Source organism: Pseudoalteromonas sp. SR41-4 (assembly GCF_014163985.1).
GTDB lineage: Bacteria > Pseudomonadota > Gammaproteobacteria > Enterobacterales > Alteromonadaceae > Pseudoalteromonas > Pseudoalteromonas rhizosphaerae.
Window position 1 is genome coordinate 48,307 of sequence record NZ_JACJEI010000010.1, and the last position, 18,907, is coordinate 67,213.

The 18,907-nt window shown below is 41.1% G+C and carries 20 protein-coding genes; 10 read left to right on the forward strand and 10 right to left on the reverse strand.

The features are described from left to right. Positions 1-81 precede the first annotated feature (81 nt). Positions 82-2,097, forward strand: coding sequence for a methyl-accepting chemotaxis protein (locus H5180_RS10165; RefSeq protein WP_182731791.1), 2,016 nt, complete (start codon positions 82-84; stop codon positions 2,095-2,097). A gap of 255 nt (positions 2,098-2,352) precedes the next feature. Here H5180_RS10165 and gltX read toward each other — a convergent pair whose 3' ends face one another. From gltX to proB, 3 genes are all read right to left on the reverse strand, one after another. Further along, positions 2,353-3,837 carry a glutamate--tRNA ligase gene (gene gltX, locus H5180_RS10170; RefSeq protein ID WP_145235434.1) on the reverse strand — a complete coding sequence of 495 codons (1,485 nt, stop codon included), beginning with the start codon at positions 3,835-3,837 and terminating at the stop codon, positions 2,353-2,355. A 75-nt stretch (positions 3,838-3,912) separates the two neighbouring features. Beyond that, positions 3,913-4,272 (reverse strand): glutathione S-transferase N-terminal domain-containing protein, encoded by a 360-nt coding sequence (locus H5180_RS10175; RefSeq protein WP_145235432.1) that lies wholly within the window; start codon positions 4,270-4,272, stop codon positions 3,913-3,915. A gap of 261 nt (positions 4,273-4,533) precedes the next feature. Beyond that, the gene (gene proB / locus H5180_RS10180) at positions 4,534-5,637 is read right to left on the reverse strand and encodes a glutamate 5-kinase (RefSeq protein ID WP_145235430.1); all 1,104 of its coding nucleotides are present in this window, start codon (positions 5,635-5,637) and stop codon (positions 4,534-4,536) included. Positions 5,638-5,766: 129 nt separating this feature from the next. Here proB and H5180_RS10185 point away from each other — a divergent pair, with 129 nt between their 5' ends. Beyond that, on the forward strand, positions 5,767-6,729 hold the full coding sequence (locus tag H5180_RS10185; RefSeq protein ID WP_145235428.1) for a DMT family transporter: 963 nt from the start codon (positions 5,767-5,769) through the stop codon (positions 6,727-6,729). Here the strand turns inward: H5180_RS10185 and H5180_RS10190 are convergent. The 3 genes from H5180_RS10190 to pdsO are packed head-to-tail and all read right to left on the reverse strand — an operon-like array spanning position 6,621 to position 10,012. Further along, positions 6,621-7,217, reverse strand: coding sequence for a class GN sortase (locus H5180_RS10190; RefSeq protein WP_145235426.1), 597 nt, complete (start codon positions 7,215-7,217; stop codon positions 6,621-6,623). The genes H5180_RS10185 and H5180_RS10190 overlap by 109 nt on opposite strands. After that, positions 7,214-9,235: a marine proteobacterial sortase target protein gene (locus tag H5180_RS10195; protein WP_145235424.1), complete on the reverse strand. Its 2,022-nt coding sequence runs from the start codon at positions 9,233-9,235 to the stop codon at positions 7,214-7,216. Before H5180_RS10195 ends, H5180_RS10190 begins: the two co-directional genes overlap by 4 nt. Positions 9,236-9,274: 39 nt before the next feature. Further along, positions 9,275-10,012, reverse strand: a complete 738-nt coding sequence (pdsO, locus tag H5180_RS10200; RefSeq protein WP_145235421.1) for a sortase-associated OmpA-like protein PdsO — start codon at positions 10,010-10,012, stop codon at positions 9,275-9,277. Between the two features lie 224 nt (positions 10,013-10,236). Between pdsO and pdsR the strand changes: the two genes are divergently transcribed. The 4 genes from pdsR (at position 10,237) to H5180_RS10220 (ending at position 13,603) form a co-directional block, all read left to right on the forward strand. Next, positions 10,237-10,926: a proteobacterial dedicated sortase system response regulator gene (gene pdsR / locus H5180_RS10205; protein WP_145235419.1), complete on the forward strand. Its 690-nt coding sequence runs from the start codon at positions 10,237-10,239 to the stop codon at positions 10,924-10,926. Continuing rightward, a complete protein-coding gene (pdsS, locus tag H5180_RS10210) occupies positions 10,926-13,058 on the forward strand; it encodes a proteobacterial dedicated sortase system histidine kinase (protein ID WP_182758177.1) in 2,133 nt (710 codons plus the stop codon). The genes pdsR and pdsS overlap by 1 nt, the downstream gene beginning before the upstream one ends. A 102-nt stretch (positions 13,059-13,160) precedes the next feature. Then, positions 13,161-13,319 (forward strand): hypothetical protein, encoded by a 159-nt coding sequence (locus H5180_RS10215; protein ID WP_179959192.1) that lies wholly within the window; start codon positions 13,161-13,163, stop codon positions 13,317-13,319. 50 nt (positions 13,320-13,369) lie between these two features. After that, positions 13,370-13,603 carry a hypothetical protein gene (locus H5180_RS10220; RefSeq protein ID WP_145235415.1) on the forward strand — a complete coding sequence of 78 codons (234 nt, stop codon included), beginning with the start codon at positions 13,370-13,372 and terminating at the stop codon, positions 13,601-13,603. Between the two features lie 28 nt (positions 13,604-13,631). Here the strand turns inward: H5180_RS10220 and H5180_RS10225 are convergent, their stop codons facing one another. The 4 genes from H5180_RS10225 to H5180_RS10240 are packed head-to-tail and all read right to left on the reverse strand — an operon-like array spanning position 13,632 to position 17,506. Then, positions 13,632-14,132 (reverse strand): DUF1543 domain-containing protein, encoded by a 501-nt coding sequence (locus H5180_RS10225; protein ID WP_145235413.1) that lies wholly within the window; start codon positions 14,130-14,132, stop codon positions 13,632-13,634. An 8-nt stretch (positions 14,133-14,140) separates the two neighbouring features. Then, positions 14,141-15,490, reverse strand: a complete 1,350-nt coding sequence (locus H5180_RS10230; RefSeq protein WP_182758178.1) for a sigma 54-interacting transcriptional regulator — start codon at positions 15,488-15,490, stop codon at positions 14,141-14,143. Between the two features lie 2 nt (positions 15,491-15,492). Continuing rightward, positions 15,493-16,035 carry a hypothetical protein gene (locus H5180_RS10235; RefSeq protein WP_145235408.1) on the reverse strand — a complete coding sequence of 181 codons (543 nt, stop codon included), beginning with the start codon at positions 16,033-16,035 and terminating at the stop codon, positions 15,493-15,495. A gap of 1 nt (position 16,036) precedes the next feature. Then, positions 16,037-17,506 carry a HAMP domain-containing sensor histidine kinase gene (locus H5180_RS10240; protein WP_182731803.1) on the reverse strand — a complete coding sequence of 490 codons (1,470 nt, stop codon included), beginning with the start codon at positions 17,504-17,506 and terminating at the stop codon, positions 16,037-16,039. A 315-nt stretch (positions 17,507-17,821) separates the two neighbouring features. On the opposite strand from H5180_RS10240, the gene H5180_RS10245 reads away from it, so the two are divergent. The 4 genes from H5180_RS10245 (at position 17,822) to H5180_RS10260 (ending at position 18,895) form a co-directional block, all read left to right on the forward strand. Then, positions 17,822-18,049 carry an EF-hand domain-containing protein gene (locus H5180_RS10245; protein WP_182758179.1) on the forward strand — a complete coding sequence of 76 codons (228 nt, stop codon included), beginning with the start codon at positions 17,822-17,824 and terminating at the stop codon, positions 18,047-18,049. Positions 18,050-18,071: 22 nt separating this feature from the next. Beyond that, complete coding sequence (locus H5180_RS10250) at positions 18,072-18,299, forward strand: hypothetical protein (protein WP_145235404.1); 228 nt, start codon at positions 18,072-18,074, stop codon at positions 18,297-18,299. Between the two features lie 110 nt (positions 18,300-18,409). Next, positions 18,410-18,646 carry an EF-hand domain-containing protein gene (locus H5180_RS10255; protein ID WP_145235402.1) on the forward strand — a complete coding sequence of 79 codons (237 nt, stop codon included), beginning with the start codon at positions 18,410-18,412 and terminating at the stop codon, positions 18,644-18,646. Between the two features lie 12 nt (positions 18,647-18,658). Beyond that, positions 18,659-18,895: an EF-hand domain-containing protein gene (locus H5180_RS10260; protein ID WP_145235400.1), complete on the forward strand. Its 237-nt coding sequence runs from the start codon at positions 18,659-18,661 to the stop codon at positions 18,893-18,895. The last annotated feature ends 12 nt before the right edge of the window (positions 18,896-18,907 follow it).

An 18,907-nucleotide genomic window follows, 5' to 3' on the forward strand; every position in this document is an offset into this window, starting at 1 on the left:
AAGTAATTGAATTTAATTACTTAACTTATCCGCAATAAAGCCGATAAAGTCTAATTGCTACTCTCTTTATGGAATTTTTATATGAACTTAACTGTCAGCCAACGTATTTGGGGTGGTTTTATTTGTATCACCTTATTACTTCTTTTAATTGGGGGTAATTCACTGTTCAGAATCGCAAATATTAATAATTCAGCACAGCAAGTAAATCAATTATCATTGCCGGCATTAGAACAAAGCTCAGAACTACAGGTTGAGTTTATCCTGATGAGTAAAGCCGCCCAAGCTAGTTTTTATACCTCTTCAGCAGCAGAGCTTGCGCCAATTGAAAAGTTGGTGTTCGAACAAAAACAACGCTTTGATAAAGCTTATTCACAGTTAAAACTCGTTGTACGTGACAACGATCAACTAAATCAAAATAGTCAAAACGTTGAGCGAACTTACAAAAGCTTTATTAAATTAGTAGAAGATTTATTAAAAGATAAAAAAACCCAATTAGAACTCAATAAATCATTACGAGCACAATTAGAAACGATAGAGCTTGCAGCGGAAGATGCTAATTCTGTGGTTTTGGATATTATCGATATTGATGGTTTAGAAAGCAGTGATAGCAGAGCCTATCAAGCGGCTAATAAATTAGAAAATAACTTTTTGTCTTTAGTCACCAACAGCACTGACATGCTGACAGTTAAAACCCAAAATACCTTAGATATCGTCAAAAATGAGCAGCTTTATTATTTAGAGGAGATTGAGCGTAGCTTAAAGCTACTAAAACCGGTTGTTGAAGCAGCAGAGCCTGGTTTATATAACGATCTAAACAATTACTTCGTCTCTCTTCGCGATAACATTCTCGGCAACAATAGTATTTCAGCTAACAAAAAGCGTTTAATTGATGTAATCGCAATGACTGAAAAGGAACTTACAGAGGCAGAGCAAGCTACGGCAACTGCAATAAAACAACTTAATGAATTAGTTTCTCAAGCTAGTAATGTTGCTTTTGAATTGCAAAAAGAAGTTAGGACCGACGTAGATTCAGCTAATTTATGGACCTGGGTTGGTATGATCAGCGCAACTTTGTTAGCCATAATCGTAGCTTATATAACGGTTAACCGCATTATTAAACCGCTTGCAGAAGTAAACCGCATTCTTGATATTGTTGCTAGTGGCGACATGACACAACGTCTAGACGATACAGCTAAAGATGAATTTGGTGAACTATCGCGTAGCTGTAATACACTTATAGCCAGCTTACGCAGCTTGATCCAAGGTATTATATCTCGTTCCACACAACTTGCTGCGGCCTCAGAAGAAACGTCTGCTATCACCGGTGAATCAAGTCAAGCAATTCGTAATCAACAAGCACAGGTAGAACAAGCTGCAACAGCGACAACGGAAATGAGCAGTACCTCACAAACAGTAAGCAATAGCGCACAACAGGCACTTAAAGAAATCAAAAATGCCGATAAAGAAGCTGAGCGTGTTAAGGGTATTTCTAGCCAGAATAAATCGACCATTGAGCAGCTAGCTCGTGAAGTTGAATCAGCCTCACTAGTCATTAATAAGCTTCATCAAGATAGCGCCTCAATTGGTAGTATTCTTGATGTTATTCGTGGTATCGCGGATCAAACTAACTTACTAGCACTTAATGCAGCTATTGAAGCAGCACGTGCTGGTGAACAAGGTCGTGGTTTTGCCGTTGTTGCTGATGAGGTTCGTTCATTGGCTAGTAAAACACAAGCCTCGACTCAAGAAATTCAAGCCATGATCGAATCATTGCAAACAGGCGCGGAAGCAGCCGTAACTGCAATGTCTAAAGGCAAGCAACAAGCTGATTCTTGTGTTGAACAATCAGACCTAGCCAACGCAGCACTGGATTCAATCACCTCAGCGGTTGCTTTAGCACATGATGTGAGTGAAGAAATATCGACAGCAGCACAAGAGCAACAACAAGTCTCACAAGAGATTAGCGAGCGCCTTGAGTCTATCGTAGCCATTGCTGAACAAACCGCTGAAGGAGCTAATCAGACTAATATATCAAGCTCTGAGGTCGCTAAACTTGCCGAAGAGTTACGCTTGTCTGTAGATGAGTTCAAAGTCTAGGGCAAAGCAAATTAAAACAACAAAGCCGTGTTGATTTAAAACACGGCTTTTTTTTCGAAAAATAAACCACCGATACCCCACTTTTCACTGCTGAGCTAACAAATTGCGTGAGAACAGCCAACTGTTATAATTTCATCGTCCACACACTAGCTTTGCTTGTTGGCAATACTCCATTATTTTTCCACAAAAAAGCCGAACTCCACGTTAATAAAGTTCGGCTTTTAATGATCATCAAGCTTAGCTAGATTACTTTACCTATGCAGCAGGATACTCGCGATACGCACGCTCAATATTCTTCGCTTGCTTTTTAGAGATACCTAAATGCGCAAGTGCTACACGTAAACGTGCGCGCGATAGATCTGAGCCTAATATTTCCATTGCATCAAGTACTGATGTTGAAGACGTTTTGCCAGTAATAGCGACAAATATCGGCTCTAAAAAGTCTTTAATCTTCAGCTCATGGAAAGTAGACACCGCTTTAGCTATAGCAAATATTGCTGATTTCTCCCAGCTTCGTAAGCCCTCAAGCTCCCAGATAAAGAACTGTAAAGCTTGGCGAATTACATCTTCATCGGCTTTACCAGCGGTCAGTAACGCAGGGTCGTAAGTTGGAATACCACCGACAAAATGACCGGCTAAATCAACCATATCTGATAGGGTATTAATGCGGGCTTTCGCCTCTGGTAATACTTTAGCAAGCATTGCCCCATTAAACTTCCAATCTACAAAGCGCTGAATTAGCTCTTCGTTGCTGAAGTTTTCGCGGATCCACATGCCGTTTAACCAGCTTAGTTTATCAACGTCAAATACTGGGCCACCGAGAGATACACGCTTCATATCAAAATGTTCAATCATTTCAGCAAGCGTGAACTTTTCACGCTCATCCGGCATTGACCAGCCCATGCGTCCAAGGTAGTTAAGTACCGCTTCAGGTAAGTACCCCATTTCTTTATAGTAATTAATAGAAGTTGGATTTTTACGCTTAGATAGCTTTGACTTATCTGGATTACGTAATAGTGGTAAGTGACCAAGCACCGGCGCTTGCCAACCAAAATCTTCATATAATTTTAGCAGCTTAGGCGCAGAGTTGATCCACTCCTCACCACGGAAAATATGGCTAATTTCCATATGGTGGTCATCAACCACGTTAGCTAAAAAGTAAGTTGGGAAACCATCGGCTTTAAGTAACACTTGCATATCAACGTTTTCCCACGGGATCTCAATTTCACCACGTAAGTAATCGTTAAATTTAAAGGTACCTTCGCTTGGAATATTCATACGTATAACGTAAGGCTTACCGGCAGCTAAGTTGGCTTTAATTTCGTCATCCGTAAGGTTTAAACCACGACCATCGTATTTAGGACGCAGGCCTTCAGCCATTTGCTCTTCACGCATTTGGTCCAGCTCTTCGCTGGTTGCAAAACAATAAAATGCTTTGCCATCATCAACTAACTGATGTGCATATTTTTTATATAAATCGCTACGCTCTGATTGACGATAAGGACCAAACTCACCACCGACATCAGGACCATGATCCCATTCAAGCCCTAACCAACGAAGACTATCCATAATCGCTTGCTCTGATTCTGGTGTGCTACGTACTTGGTCTGTGTCTTCAATACGAAGTACAAATTCGCCACCTTGCTGCTTAGCAAAACAGTAATTAAATAAGGCGATATAAGCGGTACCAAGATGCGGGTCACCAGTTGGTGACGGCGCAACACGTGTACGAATTGTCATGGTTATGTTCTCTTTCAATGGACAATAAAATATGCGCTAAATGCTAACACAGCAAATGCGCTTGAAAAATGAATATTAAGCTGCAGCTTTATTTAAGTAAGCAATGATATCGTTTGATTCATATAACCAAGTGACTTGGTTATCTTTTTCGATACGTAGACACGGTACTTTTATTTTTCCGCCTTGTTCGAGCAATTCTTGACGATACTGTTCATTACTTTTCGCGTCGCGCGTTTCAACTTTTAACCCTTCGCGTTTAATTGCACGGCGCACTTTTACGCAGAATGGGCAAGCTTTGAATTGATATAGTTTAAATTGTGCAGTGAGTTGATCAAGCTGAGCTTGCTCTCCCGCAGGACGTTTTTTACTACGTGGTGTAAAAACAAAATCAAAAAATAAGATCAAACTACCTAATAACCAACGAACTAATTTCATCAACTGGGCCCTGTTTACAACAATTTAAGGGCACAGATTTTAGCACAAAATATAAAGCTAAAATAGCATCAAAGAACGCGAATCCATCTCCTAAAAGGTAAAGCAATCCACGTTATTTTAAAAATATAAAGCAAAACTCAATACCGCAGTGAAAAGGCCGGCATCAAAGAATAAAAGCTTGAGTCTTGCTGTATTATTAAACTATTCATTTATATCCTCAAGGGATGACTTTAATGTTTTACAATGTAGTAGCTTGATAATCTAAAACAACACCAAATCATCTCGATGGATCACTTCACTACCGCAATCAAAAGCTAGCAACTTTGTAATTTCACTTGAATGACAACCTTTAATAGTATCGGTTTCAGCTTTACTAAAACGTACTAACCCACGGGCCACTAATTGTTGATCACTGGTGACTAAATCAATCAAATCGCCACGTTCAAACTGCCCGCGCACACCGCGTACGCCTTTGGCTAATAAACTAGCGCCTTGTTGCTGTAAAGCATTTACTGCGCCATCATCAATCACTATTTGGCCACTACTTTTAGGTCCAGCTAACAGCCATTTTTTACGGCCATCTCTTGGCGCTGTTAGCTTTACAAAGCGTGTTCCTGGTAACTGTTCGCTCATACAATTAAGGATCACATTTTTACCAGCACCTTTGGCTATAATCACTTCCACCCCGGCTCGACGAGCGATATCAGCGGCTTGCAATTTCGTTGCCATACCACCCGTGCCTAGACTAGTTCCACTGCCACCAGCAAGCTGGCGTAACTCATCATCAATATGTGCCACTTCGTCAATTAATTGCGCATTAACATCAGTACGTGGATCACTGGTAAATAAACCTTCTTGGTCGGTTAGTAATAATAATTTGTCGGCATTAGCTAATATAGCGACCAGTGCTGAGAGGTTGTCGTTATCACCTACTTTAATTTCAGCAGTTGCGACCGCATCATTTTCATTAATGATTGGCACCACGTCATAACTTAATAATGCAGTTAAAGTATCGCGGGCATTGAGGTAGCGTTCTCGGTCATCAACGTCAGCGCGAGTCAGTAGCATTTGCCCTACATTGACGCCATATAAAGCAAATAAGCTTTGCCAAATGTGGATAAGCTGACCTTGACCAATCGCGGCAAGCATCTGTTTATCAATCAAAGAACGACCGCAGGGTTTTAATAGTTGCTCTCGGCCAGCAGCCACCGCGCCACTTGATACCAGCACAACTTGATGACCTTGCTTTTTTAATTCACAACATTGGCGAACTAATTCAACCATGTGTGCTTTGTCGAGTTTATCGGTTCCACCAGTGAGTACACTCGTTCCCAGCTTAACCACTATTACCTGTGCCCTTTGCATGCTTTTTACTACACAAAAATATTGAAGGATTTATTTATACCAGTTATCGATTTTTGAACAAGTTAAAAATATTCAATCACGGTGCTGACGTGCTAGGATCGTGTTTTAATTCACTTTAAAGCGACCTTCATGCCAGCCAGTTTATGTTTAATAATCGCCACCTTTTTATGGGGCAGTTCTTTTATCGCGCTGAAATACGCGATCGCCATTTATGACCCTGCACTGGTGATTTTTTTACGCATGTTAACCACCTTAGTCATGGCATTGTGCTTATGGCGTTACGTTATTCGCTTTAAATATCATCAAGGTGACTGGAAATATCTGGTGGGGATGTCGCTGGCTGAGCCCTGTTTGTATTTTTTATTTGAAGGCCATGCGATGGAATATACTTCAGCTTCTCAAGCGGGAGTTATTGTATCGTGCTTACCGATTATCGTAGCACTTTTAGCGTTTTTTATGCTCAAAGAGTACATTAGTAAGGCCATTGTTATTGGTTTCACTTTTTGTATTGGCGGCAGTATCTTATTAACTTTAATGTCGCCAAGCTCAGAGCAGGCTCCCAATCCATTGCTGGGTAACTTTTTGGAGTTAATGGCAATGGTCTGCGCTGCATTTTATACTATTTCAGTTAAACATTTAGTTGCTCGCTACTCACCATTAACCTTAATTGCACTGCAAGGTTTTAGCGGTAGTCTGTTCTTTGCGCCATTTTTACTGTTTATTGATTTACCCAGTGAAAATCAACACGACCTTGGCGCATTATTAAGTATTTTATATTTAGGCTCTTGCGTCACCTTAGGCGGCTATGGTTTGTATAATTACGCAATTAGTAAGGTGTCGGTGCTCACTGCCGCAGCCTATTCAAATTTAATACCGATTTTCACCCTAATATTATCAGCAATTATCTTGGGAGAAGTGCTTTCTCTTAGCCAATGGCTCAGCATTGGCGTGGTATTTGTAGGTGTAATGATAAGTCAGCGTCATCAAGAATTGGTAGTAGACATAGATAATACCGATGCAGGTGATGGCAATTTATCGGCAGAGACTAATAATCGTAATTCAGTCCCGGAGGCTAAAGAGTCAAACGGATAACAGGTTAATAAATACAAGCCTTTATGCGCTAAAAAATCGTACTGGGACTGATGAATAACCGCAATCCCACGCACTCGATAGCGATCAATTTGGCCATTTTGCGTTTGTAAGCTAAATTGCTCACCTACATTCACTTTTTGTAAGAAAGCAAAGTGAGTGTCATTATGTCCAGCAATTAACACGCCTGCTTGCTCAGAGCCTAGCTCTGCACTAGCTAAAAAGTGACTCGGGGCAAACGCTAAGTTACGGCCACTGGCTCCTGCTAATATTGTTAAGGTTTGCTTTTGGCTTGGCCAATTCAGTTGTGCAGTTACATAACTATCAGCATAGAACCAGGGTTTAACTTGTTGCTCTGGCGTTGTCAGTGCCACTTGCCAAGCCTGCTCTATAAGGTGTTGTGCCAGCCACGCTTTAGCTTGCATATAACTACCATGACCAAGCAACGCCAAGCCAACAATCAACAATATAGCGCCAATCACTGCTTTCATTTTTTCAGTCTCAACACTGCAAATCCAGCCAACAGCATGCAACCGAGTAAAATATGTAGTCTGCTTTGCCCATCAGTTTGTGGCAAACTCATTGCTAGACCCTGAGGTCGTTGATTAGCCACTTGCACATTCTGCTCAGCAACAGTGCTCGATGGTGTCTGTTCAATCGCTACAAAGGCGGTAAACGGACTAAGTAATTGATGTTCAAGCGCTAGACTCTCAACCTGTGCTTTAACCTGCTCTTGCTCGTTATAAAGTAATAATGATTTAATTTTTTGCCGTGCCCACAACCTTGCAATTCCATGGGCCGGTCGCCCTTGTTGTGTATTTAACTTTATCGACAACGGCCCTTGCGCCGTTTGCCCCGCTAAAGTAACGCCGGCATTATTATCAAGCTTTATAGCAACCATCACCGGCTCTGAAAAATACAGGTCGGGTAACGGCGATGGCCAATATTCAAGAGCTTGATTTGCCAAATCACTGCTAAGCGCAAGTTGAGTAATTGCAGGATGAGCTAACTTATCAAATAGTTGCTGCATTTTTGGTTGCACGTCACTACTGCTGCCAATATAAGTAAACGTTCCGCGTCCAACATCTGCAGCTCGACGCATAAAGTAACTATTAGGCGCACTACCGATACCAATCGTAAACAAACGACTATCACCTAGTTGCGCACTAATATGTTTAAACAATGCATCTTCATTACTGACACTGCCATCGGTTAAAAATACCACTTGACGCACATACCCTAGATGCTCACGAGCATCTAGTACACCATCTAATGCCCCTTTAATATCAGTGCCGCCATCAGCTTGTAAATTATATACAAAGCGCTCAGCACGGCGTAAATTAAAATCATTAGCCGGCACAGGTTTATCGCTCATAGGCATAATTTGATCGTCAAAGCCGACAATATTAAAGCTGTCGTTACTATCAAGTAACGATAACGCATAATGAAGTGCACTTTTGGCTTGCTCCATTGACTGTCCGTGCATAGAGCCGGAAGTGTCGACTACAAAAATTATTTCTCTTGCTAGACGCTGAGTCTGCGTAAAATGATCATCCGGCGGCAGCAACATTAATAATCCATAACGTTCACCATTACTGAGCTGCTCAGTAAAAAATGCGGCTTGCGCTTGCTCTTTTTGCAGCGGTTTAAACTCCAGTAAAAAATCACGCTTCACGGCACGTTGTTCATTTAAAGTAACTTGATACTGACCAAATGCCAGATTTTCGGTATTAATACGATGATATTTAGACTGAATATCCACCAGCTCTAGGCCAACATCAATATTAACCGTTAGCTTAAACTCGCCTTGAACCGCGCCTGCATTTTTAGTGGCCATGTAAATCGGTGCTATCCAACCGGTGGCAGCAATACTCGCTGATGATAACTCATTACTCTGCGAGTCAATCATATCCTCTGCTGTTTCATTTAATACCCCATTAATCGGATGGTAACGCGGCGTTATCGTGGTTGGAAATCGTAGTGCAAATGTACCACTGCGATAATCAATCACTTCTTGATATTGCAGCTCTATTTGCACTTCTTCGCCGGGGCCGATGTTTGCCACATTAGTGACAAACATGTTTGCACGCTGCTGGCGCACTAAAGCGGCTTGTTTACCCGCTTGTTGCGCCTGTTGAAAGCGCAGCTCGGCTTGTGCTTTTTTATCAATTTCACCTTTGATCACTCGCTCACCAATGTGCATAGTCATAGCATGCACCGCACTTTCCTCTGGCAGCGGAAAGACATAGCGTGCATTAACAGCAAACGGGTTTTCATTGCGATAATGTTGAGTTACCAAGACATGGTTTATCAATCCGGTGACTGTCATGGTGGCATCACTTTTTAAGATAACGCCAGGCGCTGCCTTTGCACCATTGCTGTCGAACATAGTTAGTTCTGGCGATGTGCTGGCGTTACTCGCACAGCTAACAAACGCGATGAAGGTAAAAAGGCTTCCCCGTAACCATAAATGGCTACGGGTCAGCACTTTGCTTGGTTTACTCAACATAAAAATCACTCCCTTGGCGGCTACTTGGCAAAATGGCGATTAGTTACTCGCGGTTTGGTTATACGGCTGCGTGCTTGGACGAGTTGTTAACGTTACACGGCGGTCAAACATGTTTTCTTCATAATTATCGCTATCTGCCACAGTTTGTTGCTCACCAAATGCGGTAGTCGTTAAGCGGGTATGGCTAATACCTTGCTTTATTAAGTAGCTTTGTACATTTGCGACTCGCTGTTTTGAAAGCGCTAAGTTAGCGAGCTCATCACCACGTTGATCGGCAAAGCCATTTAAATCCAGCTGCAAGTCTGGCTGGCTTTGAAGTAAATTCACTAGTTGATCAAGTTGGCTGGCAAAGTGCGGGGCAATCTCACTTGAACCGGTTTTAAATTGAATGGTCATTGCCATTAGGTTGTGCATTTTGGCTAATGCAAGGCGTTCGTTATTACTCTCAAGCTTATCGAGCTGCTCACTCATTTGCGTATTTTGAGCAAGTACATGCTGGTAATCATCGGTTTTATCTTGCAGCACAACTAAAGCTCGTTGTTGCTCGGCAATTTTATCTTCTGCCACTTCTTGCTCGCCAATCAAGCCTCCGGCAAATGCACCAACAAAGGCACCAATTGGGCCGCCAACAATACCGCCAACAATTGCCCCCGTACTTAAACCTATCACCGTTTCTTTATGAGTTTCTTTTGCTTTAACTGCAACTGTGTCAGCGTGGGCTAAGTTAGGTGCTGCAAAAATAGTAGCGACAGTGCAGGCGATAATCATTTTTTTCATGGTGTAATCCTTTTTTGCTTAATTACTTAATAGTTGGCAACTCATGGGTTGGTAGCTGCCCGATTTGGTATAACGCCATTAAAGCAAGCTCAAGTGGCAACAAAGGGGAGCAAAAAAGGCAAACTGCTGAGCAATTGTGGCAAAAAAAAGGCAATTGCTTTTTCGCCAGTGCGAAAGCAAAAAAATTAGGTATAGTGCAACTAGAATATAAGAAGGTGCTGTAAATGAAGAAGATTGCAATTATTGAAGACGAACCCGCGATCCGCGAAAATTACATGGAAATGCTCAGCGCGCAGGGTTATCTGGTCAGCGGCTATAGCAACCGTCAAAGTGCAGAGCATGCTTTTAATGACGCACTACCAGACTTAGCGATTGTCGATATTGGTTTAGGTCATGAAATTGATGGCGGTTTCTTACTATGCCAAACTCTGCGTTCGCTTTCTAAAACCTTGCCGATTATTTTTTTAACCGCCCGCGACAGCGAAATAGATACTGTGTGTGGCCTACGCATGGGCGCTGATGACTATCTCACTAAAGATATCAGCATGGCGCATTTGGCGGCTCGTATCGGTGCACTGTTTCGACGTATGGAAGCACTCGAGCAACCCGCTGATCAAAATGCTTTACTCAATCGCGGCCCGCTCACGCTTGATACTAAACGCATGCAAGTATTTTGGCAGCAGCAAATAGTCGATTTAACCGTAACTGAATTTTGGATGCTGCATTCACTGGCACAGCGCCCTGGGCATGTAAAAAGCCGTAACGAACTAATGAGTGATGCAAAGATTTACGTTGATGACAGCACTATCACTTCTCATGTTAAACGTATTCGCAAAAAATTTATCGCTTTAGATACTGACTTTGATTGTATAGATACCGTGTACGGTATGGGTTATCGCTGGGAGCAAGTGTAATGCTGCGTTTTGGTTTGCGCAGTAAATTTATATTGCTGTCGTGTTTTTTATTTTTACTGCCTTGGCTTGGCTATGAATACGTGTGGGAAATGGAAAAATTTCTGCGCCAAGGTCAAGAAAAAACCTTAGTCGGCACTACTCGAGCACTCGCCACGGCCCTGCATGAGCGCCCAGCATTATTTGACTCGCAAACCAATTTTTTAGATCAGGTTATAAAAGGCCGTGATCTCTACGCCTATAACCTTAGTAACCCCATTCAACTTGATGGCAAACTGTCGGACTGGCAGCCTTATCAAAGTCTTTTTTGGCATTACGACGAGCGCTATTTACAAACTAATAAACCAGACCATCAGCTTGAGGACTTATCGTTTGAGCATATGGTTGGTAAATATGAAAACTTTTTATATGCAGTATTTAAAGTTACCGATGACTCGGTGGTTTATCGCGCTAAAAACACCCTAAGTTTAACCCGTAATGATCACTTACAGATCATGTTAAAAAACCCACAAGGGGAATTTAAGCACTATATTGTTGCCGCTCGCCAAGATGGCTGGATCAACGCATTTGACGCACAAAGCAAAACCCCAATAACAAAAATTCAAGGCTATTTTGTCAGTACAGAGACTGGCTACAACATAGAGTTGCGGTTTCCGCTAACTATGCTTGGCAATAAGCTCGGCTTTGCGATTGAAGATTGGGATCAAGGCAAGCCTGAGCCACAGACTATGTCGACTTCAAACTTACAAAACCCCAATGATATTGGCTCAGTGCTGGTGCCCTCCCCTGAAATAAATCGTATATTAAAAGGTATGGGTCACAGCGGCAGCCGAATTTGGGTGGTTGATAATCATCACCGCGTGTTAGCACAGTCGGGATCAATTCATCATGCCGACGGCGTTTGGGCTGATGGGCTTAACGACCAGCCAGCAAAAACCTGGTGGCAACGATTTGAGAAAAACTACTTACATCCACTTTACTATAAAGTACTTACCCGCCCTGAAAATGAATTTTTAGATACATTGCACGATGTCGCAGCAATGCAAGGCACACATATAGGTAAAGCACTCAGTGGCACACCAGCATCGTCTTGGCGACTCACTCCAGATAACAAAGCGGTTATTTTATCAGCCGCATATCCTATTTGGATCCAAGATAAGGTCATTGGTGCTGTAGTGGCCGAAGAGACTACCAATGGTGTTCGCACATTACGCAACAAATCGTTAGAGAAACTATTTAATGTGATTTTAGCAGTGATGCTAATAGGCACAGTAACGTTATTCTTTTTTGCATCAAGGATATCCAGTCGTATTCGTCGCTTAAGAGATACCGCAGAGCAAGCCATTGATGCTCAAGGGCGAGTAACTGGCACTATTAATTACAGCGATTCAAACGATGAAATTGGCGATTTATCTCGCAGTTTTGCAAATATTGTAAGTCGCTTAGGTGGTTACACTAACTATTTAGAAACCATGTCGTCACGATTATCTCACGAACTCAGAACACCCGTTGCGGTCGTACGTAGTTCCCTTGAAAACTTACAAATGCAGCCACAAAGTGAGCTGAGCCAAAAATACCTTGATCGTGCCAGTGAAGGGGTCGAGCGTTTAGGTAAAATAATCACCACCATGAGCGAAGCAACTCGCCTTGAGCAAAGTATTCAAAGCGCTGAAGCTGAACCATTTGATTTGCGAAATGTGATCAATGGTTGTATGCAAGGCTACCAGCTAACCTATGCAAAGCAACAATTTAGCCTTAATATTTGTCCGCAACCATTACTACTTAGCGGCGCGCCTGAGTTTATTGCTCAGTTGCTAGATAAACTAATCAATAATGCCTTAGAGTTTAGTGTTGAAGATAGCGCTATAAGTGTCAGCCTTGATCAACATGATAATGAAGCCCTGTTATGTGTCAGTAATCTAGGTCCACTTTTACCCGAGGGATTAACAGAGCATATTTTTGATTCAATGGTGTCGGTACGTAGTCAACAACTGCAGCAGCAACCACACTTGGGTTTAGGGCTTTATATAGTACGTTTGGTATGTGAATACCATAAAGGCACAGTTAGCGCGGCTAATAATCAACAAGCTGATGGTGTGACTTTTACCGTTCGACTGCCTATTAATAATAATTAAGGATTACATTTATACACATTTTGTACGGTTAATGTTCACTTACAATTCAGTCGCGCAGACATATGCTTACTACTTAACTAAGTTGATAAGATAGGAGGCAATATGCAAGCGATACTGAAACGTGAAGAAATTGATTTTATTTTTGATTTATACAGCTATGAAGATAGTGATGAGTTAAACAGTAGCGAACCTAACTCTGATACTGAAAAACATGACATAACACAATCAAAAGTAATTTATCAGCCTAGTTGTTTGACCTAAAAGCGGTTTGCTCATTACAATGGCGCACCTTGTAAAAGTACTGCCTAATAATGAAAACTCATTCTGCTAAAAAAGAACTTATTTTATTACCGATCTTACTAATTGTTATTTTACTGTGTATTGCTGGGCATTTTTTACTACAAGCCAGCTTCCAAGATAGCAATGTTACCGAGTATATGCTTGCTGCGTTACCTTTTGCTATGTTTGGCTTAGTGATTATCGCTTTTAAAATTGCCAGTAACAGTGAAGACAAAGAGCGTGCAGAACAAAGTGATAACGGCTAACGCTTGCACTACACACTCTCTTGATTATTTATAATATATGGTAACCAAACCAATCGGGCTTAATCGCTTGAGATTGCTCGCTCGGGGTTAGCTTGATATGTAATTGACTGTCGAGCAAGTCAATTGCAAAGCAATCATCTACATCATGTAAGTCATCTTTATGAATATGACTTAAACCAGCTAGTAAATCCTCTTTTGCTCTTTGTTTAGCTTCGTCGCTACTACTTGCTACATATAACGCAAAGTCATGCTGCTCAGCTAAGCTATCAGCACGATACGCTCCTAAATTTACAAAGTATAACTGCTGCGATTGGGCCACGGGTTCATCAACCACGGTTACTGCAAAGCCATCAATGTGATTTACCGCCATATAGCTGTCCATGTGCACGCTACTTTTATCACCGACCCACTGCGCTTTTAATTTTGAGTAAGTTTGTTCAATCGATTCCCCAACAACAAAACGAACATCATGCATTTCAATATGGCAGCCCTGAATACGCCCACCTAAATACACCATAAATAACTGCATTTTCTCTCCTAACAAATAGTATCAACGTCAATGTTGTGTTTTTTGATCAACTTATAAAAATCTGAGCGATTACGCTTAGCTAGTTTTGCCCCTTCAGCCACGTTACCGCCAGCCATCTTTAAAGCATTAATCACATAATCACGCTCAAATTCTTTTTTAGCATCGTTAAGTGAAAGCGGCTCAACATTGTTGGTATTACTATTAAGCGCACTTTCAACCAGCTGTGCTGATATTACTTCACCTGGGGTAAGTGCGACAACCTGCTCTACTACATTTTGTAACTGGCGAATATTACCCGGCCAATCGTGACGTACTAATGCATGCATCGCATCATTGGCGAAACGCTTTTCTTTTTGATCCATACGTTTAGCAATGGTAGCGCTAAAATACTGTGCTAATAAACTAACGTCTTCTCTGCGCTCACACAGTGGTGGCAATTTAAGATTCACAACATTTAAGCGATAGTATAAATCTTCGCGAAATTGCTGATTAGCAATCGCATCAGGCAAGTTTTTATGAGTTGCTGATACAATCCGCACATCAATTGGAATTTCTTCTTCAAAGCCCACAGGGCGAATAGTTTTTTCTTGTAATACGCGCAGTAACTTAACTTGTAAATTAAGTGGCATATCACCGATTTCATCTAAAAATAAAGTACCGCCTTGCGCTTGCTGAAATAGCCCTTGGTGGTCTTTAATCGCGCCCGTAAAAGCCCCTTTTTTGTGACCGAATAGTTCTGATTCGAGTAATTCACCCGGTACCGCACCACAGTTTATTGCGACAAACGGACCTTCACTAACATGGCTATGTTGATGAATAGCATTAGCTAGTAACTCTTTACCTGTACCACTGGCCCCCGAGATCAGCACATTGACCTGAGTCGGACCTAGTAATTTAACTTGCTCAAGTAAATGCAGCATAGCACCACTGCGGGTCACTATATTGCTGTTTGATGCGCTTTCATCGGCACTGAGACCATGAATTTCAATCGCTTTTGCTAAACTATCAAATAACTCATCTTTATCTACCGGTTTAGTAATAAAGGCAAAAATACCTTGCTTCGTCGCTTCAACAGCATCAGGAATAGACCCATGAGCTGTCATCATCAACACTGGCAGCGCTGGGTAGCGATTTTGTAACTGACGGTGTAATGCCATACCATCCATTTCATCCATGCGTAAGTCTGTAACCACAGCATCAAACACATTATTTTTTAATAACTGTAGCGCAGCGATACCGCTTTCGCAGGTAGTCACTTTATAGCCTTTAGATTCTATGCGAATAGCCAATAGTTTTAATAAACTTGCATCATCATCGACCAGTAAAATTCGCGCGCCTTGGTTTTGCTCTGTTGACATAATTACTGCTCCTTAGTTTCTTCGCGTAGTAATAGTTGCTGCTCGATGGCTGCCAGTGATGACAGGGTTTCTTGCATTTTATTATTCAGCGCTTGCTGCTGTTTTTTAGCGTTGATCTGCTGTTTTATTTGTTGTTTTTGCAGCCATAAATACTGTTTTATATCATCTGGCCAATAATAAGCTTGATCCAGTTTTAGCAGCTGCGTTAATACTTTTTCCGGTGCTAATACATTATTTTTGCAACTAAAATCAAAATAATTCTGAAGCTCTTTAGCACCAATATAAACCGTTTTACTCGCTGCCACTTGAAAACCACCGCACGACTTTGCATGCCAACCAATGACCGTTTCGGCAGGTGCATACATAGGATCGGTTTTCGGCCTAGGTTTCGGATTTGGTAAACTATCCCCTTGTGGTGTAGTCACCTTACCCGCTTGTTCAGCTTCAGGGTTGCTTTTATTTACTGGCTGCTCAGTTAACTCACACCCTGCGAGCCCTAAGGTTGTAATGCAAACCACTAAAATGGCATTTAAACGCACGCCCATGCTAATTAACTCCTTGGTTTTTATTGGTTGGAGGGATGATTGGGATTTGAATTATAAAACGACAGCCTTGTGGCTCATTATGCTCAACGTGTAAAGTACCCATCAATTGCTCAACAGACTCTTTTACAATGGTAAGCCCTAAGCCACTACCTTGAGCGGTTATATCTTTAGCATTCTTACCTTGATAAAAGGCACTGAATATATGTGATTTCTCTTGCTCTTTAATACCGGTGCCTTGATCGCTAACGCTCATAGTCAAAGTACGACCAGCTAATGACAGAGCAATATTGACCGCCTGTCCTGCTGGTGAAAACTTTAAGCCATTAGAGATCAACTGAATTAAGATCATTTCAACAAGCTCTGCAGCAATTTCCAGTGGTTGCTCGGGTAACTCACAATGCCAACATAAGCTTTGCTTACGCGCCACTAAACGATGTTCAAAATGGCTGTTTATCTTGGTTATTAATTGCGAGAATTCCAGCTCACTTAAGTCTTCTTTGCTGCTGCGAATCGCATTGTAACTAAGTAAACTATCGATCATAGCGCGCAAACGCACCATGCTCTGGGTAATTAACGCCAACACCGCTTGCTGCTCTTTGTTAATTGGCCCAACGATTTCATCGGCGAGTAAGTCAGTACCCTCAACCATTGACGCTAATGGAGTTTTCAATTCATGGGTAACATGGCGTAAAAAAGTATCTTTTTGTTGCTCTAATTGATGCAACTGCTCTTGCACCCATTGTAATTTATTTCCTAGTTCAACCAACTCAGCAGAGCCTTGTACAGCTATTTTTTGTTGCCAATGACCTTGCCCAAGCTTATCAATAACCGACGTTAATCCTTTTAAGCGACCACTTATACGCCATAAAAAACCACCACCTACTAGTAAAGTTAATGGGATAAGTGCTATTAACCAATTGATAAATGAGCTTTGCAAAGCTTTTAACTGTTGCTGATTTTTAGTTATTTGCAGCTCATTTTGATCTCTTAGCCACACCGTTTGACGCGCAATTAATTCACTCACAGGAATAAACAATTGCGCATCTTGTTGTCCTTCAGTAACGAGTTGAGTATGCGCTAATTGCAATACCTGTGCGAGTTGCTGCCATTGCTTAATATACTCCCCCGTAGAACTTATAAAAGTTAGTTCATCAATGCTTTGTAGTGATGATTGCCACTTATCAACAATCAATTCATCGAGTGATTCGCTTTTCAGCACCCAGTTTTGTCGCGTTGCGCGCTCTAAGCTATTGAGGTCTTGCTTAAGGTTATTAAATGACTTGGTAATTTGATAATTTTCACTGACGATTTGCTGAGTTACTGCTAGCTGTTTATTCAGCGCATTTAAAAATACAATCACTACCAGTGATAATGGCAGCAGCGATAACAAAGTACTAAACAAAAACTGGCCTATTAAATTGGGTCGCCAACTAAGTAATGCACTGTACTTTTTAGCGAATGAGGCCACTATCGCCACTCCTTTAGTTAAAAGTCTGATTATGGAAGGTGTTACTTATACACTAGCTGAATCAATAAGAATAATGAATAAGGCGAACTGTGTAGCGCTATATAAAGCGACTGACGCTAAATTGAAACAACTTAACCAACTGTTTTTTAAAAACTTAATGAATACCCGTTAAAAGTTGTTGCAAAAAAGACACACTGCTCGGTCATTTTTTCCCACTTATTATCATGCCAAAAAATTAAACCACTGATATTTATACAATAAAAAAATTGGCATCGTTCTTGTAATATCCGTATCAACGACTGTTTATAAGGAAATAATATGAAAATATTAACACCGCTGTGCTTATGCACCAGCCTACTGCTTAGCTTTAACAGCTTTGCCATTGATGTCGAGGCCACCTTCGCAGAACTTGATAAAGACAGTAATGGCACATTGAGTGAAGCAGAAGCATCTGAAGATGCGGTATTACACGAAAGTTTTGAGCAAATTGACAAAGATCAAAATGGTCAAATTTCATTTGCTGAGTTTAAACAATTTTTGCAATAAATTTCCCAAAGGAAACACTGCTATGAAACAACTTATCGCCGCTTTTTCACTGATGTTTTTAGTCATTAGCGCCACTGTTTTAGCATCACAATTAAATGTTAAGTTTGCGCAATTAGATACCGACTCTGACGGACAAATTTCATTACTTGAAGCCAAGCAAAACAACACGCTATTAAAGCAGTTTACTGATCTTGATGATAATAACGACGAGCAATTATCTGAGCAAGAGTTCGCAAAGTTTAAATTTTAAAAGGCTTTAAAGTATTTGCCATAATCCCGGAGGGAATGTGTAAACGGATTTAATGTTGGGATTTAAATTATGGCAAATGCTTTATTCTTTTTGTTGGTAGGATGTAAATAATGAAAATCATATTAATAATATTAAGTGTGTCGCTAGCCACTAGTTTTAGCGCAATGGCACTGGATGTAAAACAACGTTTTGATCATTTAGATAGCAATAAAGATGGCTATTTAACGCATAATGAGCTTGAACCACAACCACAATTGTTGAGTAACTTTAAACGTTGGGACAAAAACCAAGACAATAAAATTTCCCTATCTGAATTTAAGCGTTTTTTAACTAATAATCTAGATTAACGAGTTTCCCCAATGAAATTTTGTACACAACTGGGACTAAGTTTGTTATTTGTCAGTAGCTGTTGCAGTTTTGCAACAACTGATAATATAGCAGAACAATTCAAAAACTTAGACCGCGATAACGACGGTCTTATCACGCGTTCAGAGTCAGCAAAAGATCCTGCCCTGTGGTCTCGTTTTAAAAACTATGACCGCGATAAAGATGGTAGATTATCACTGTCTGAATTTACTCTATATGCAAATAAATGAATAGCTAATTCA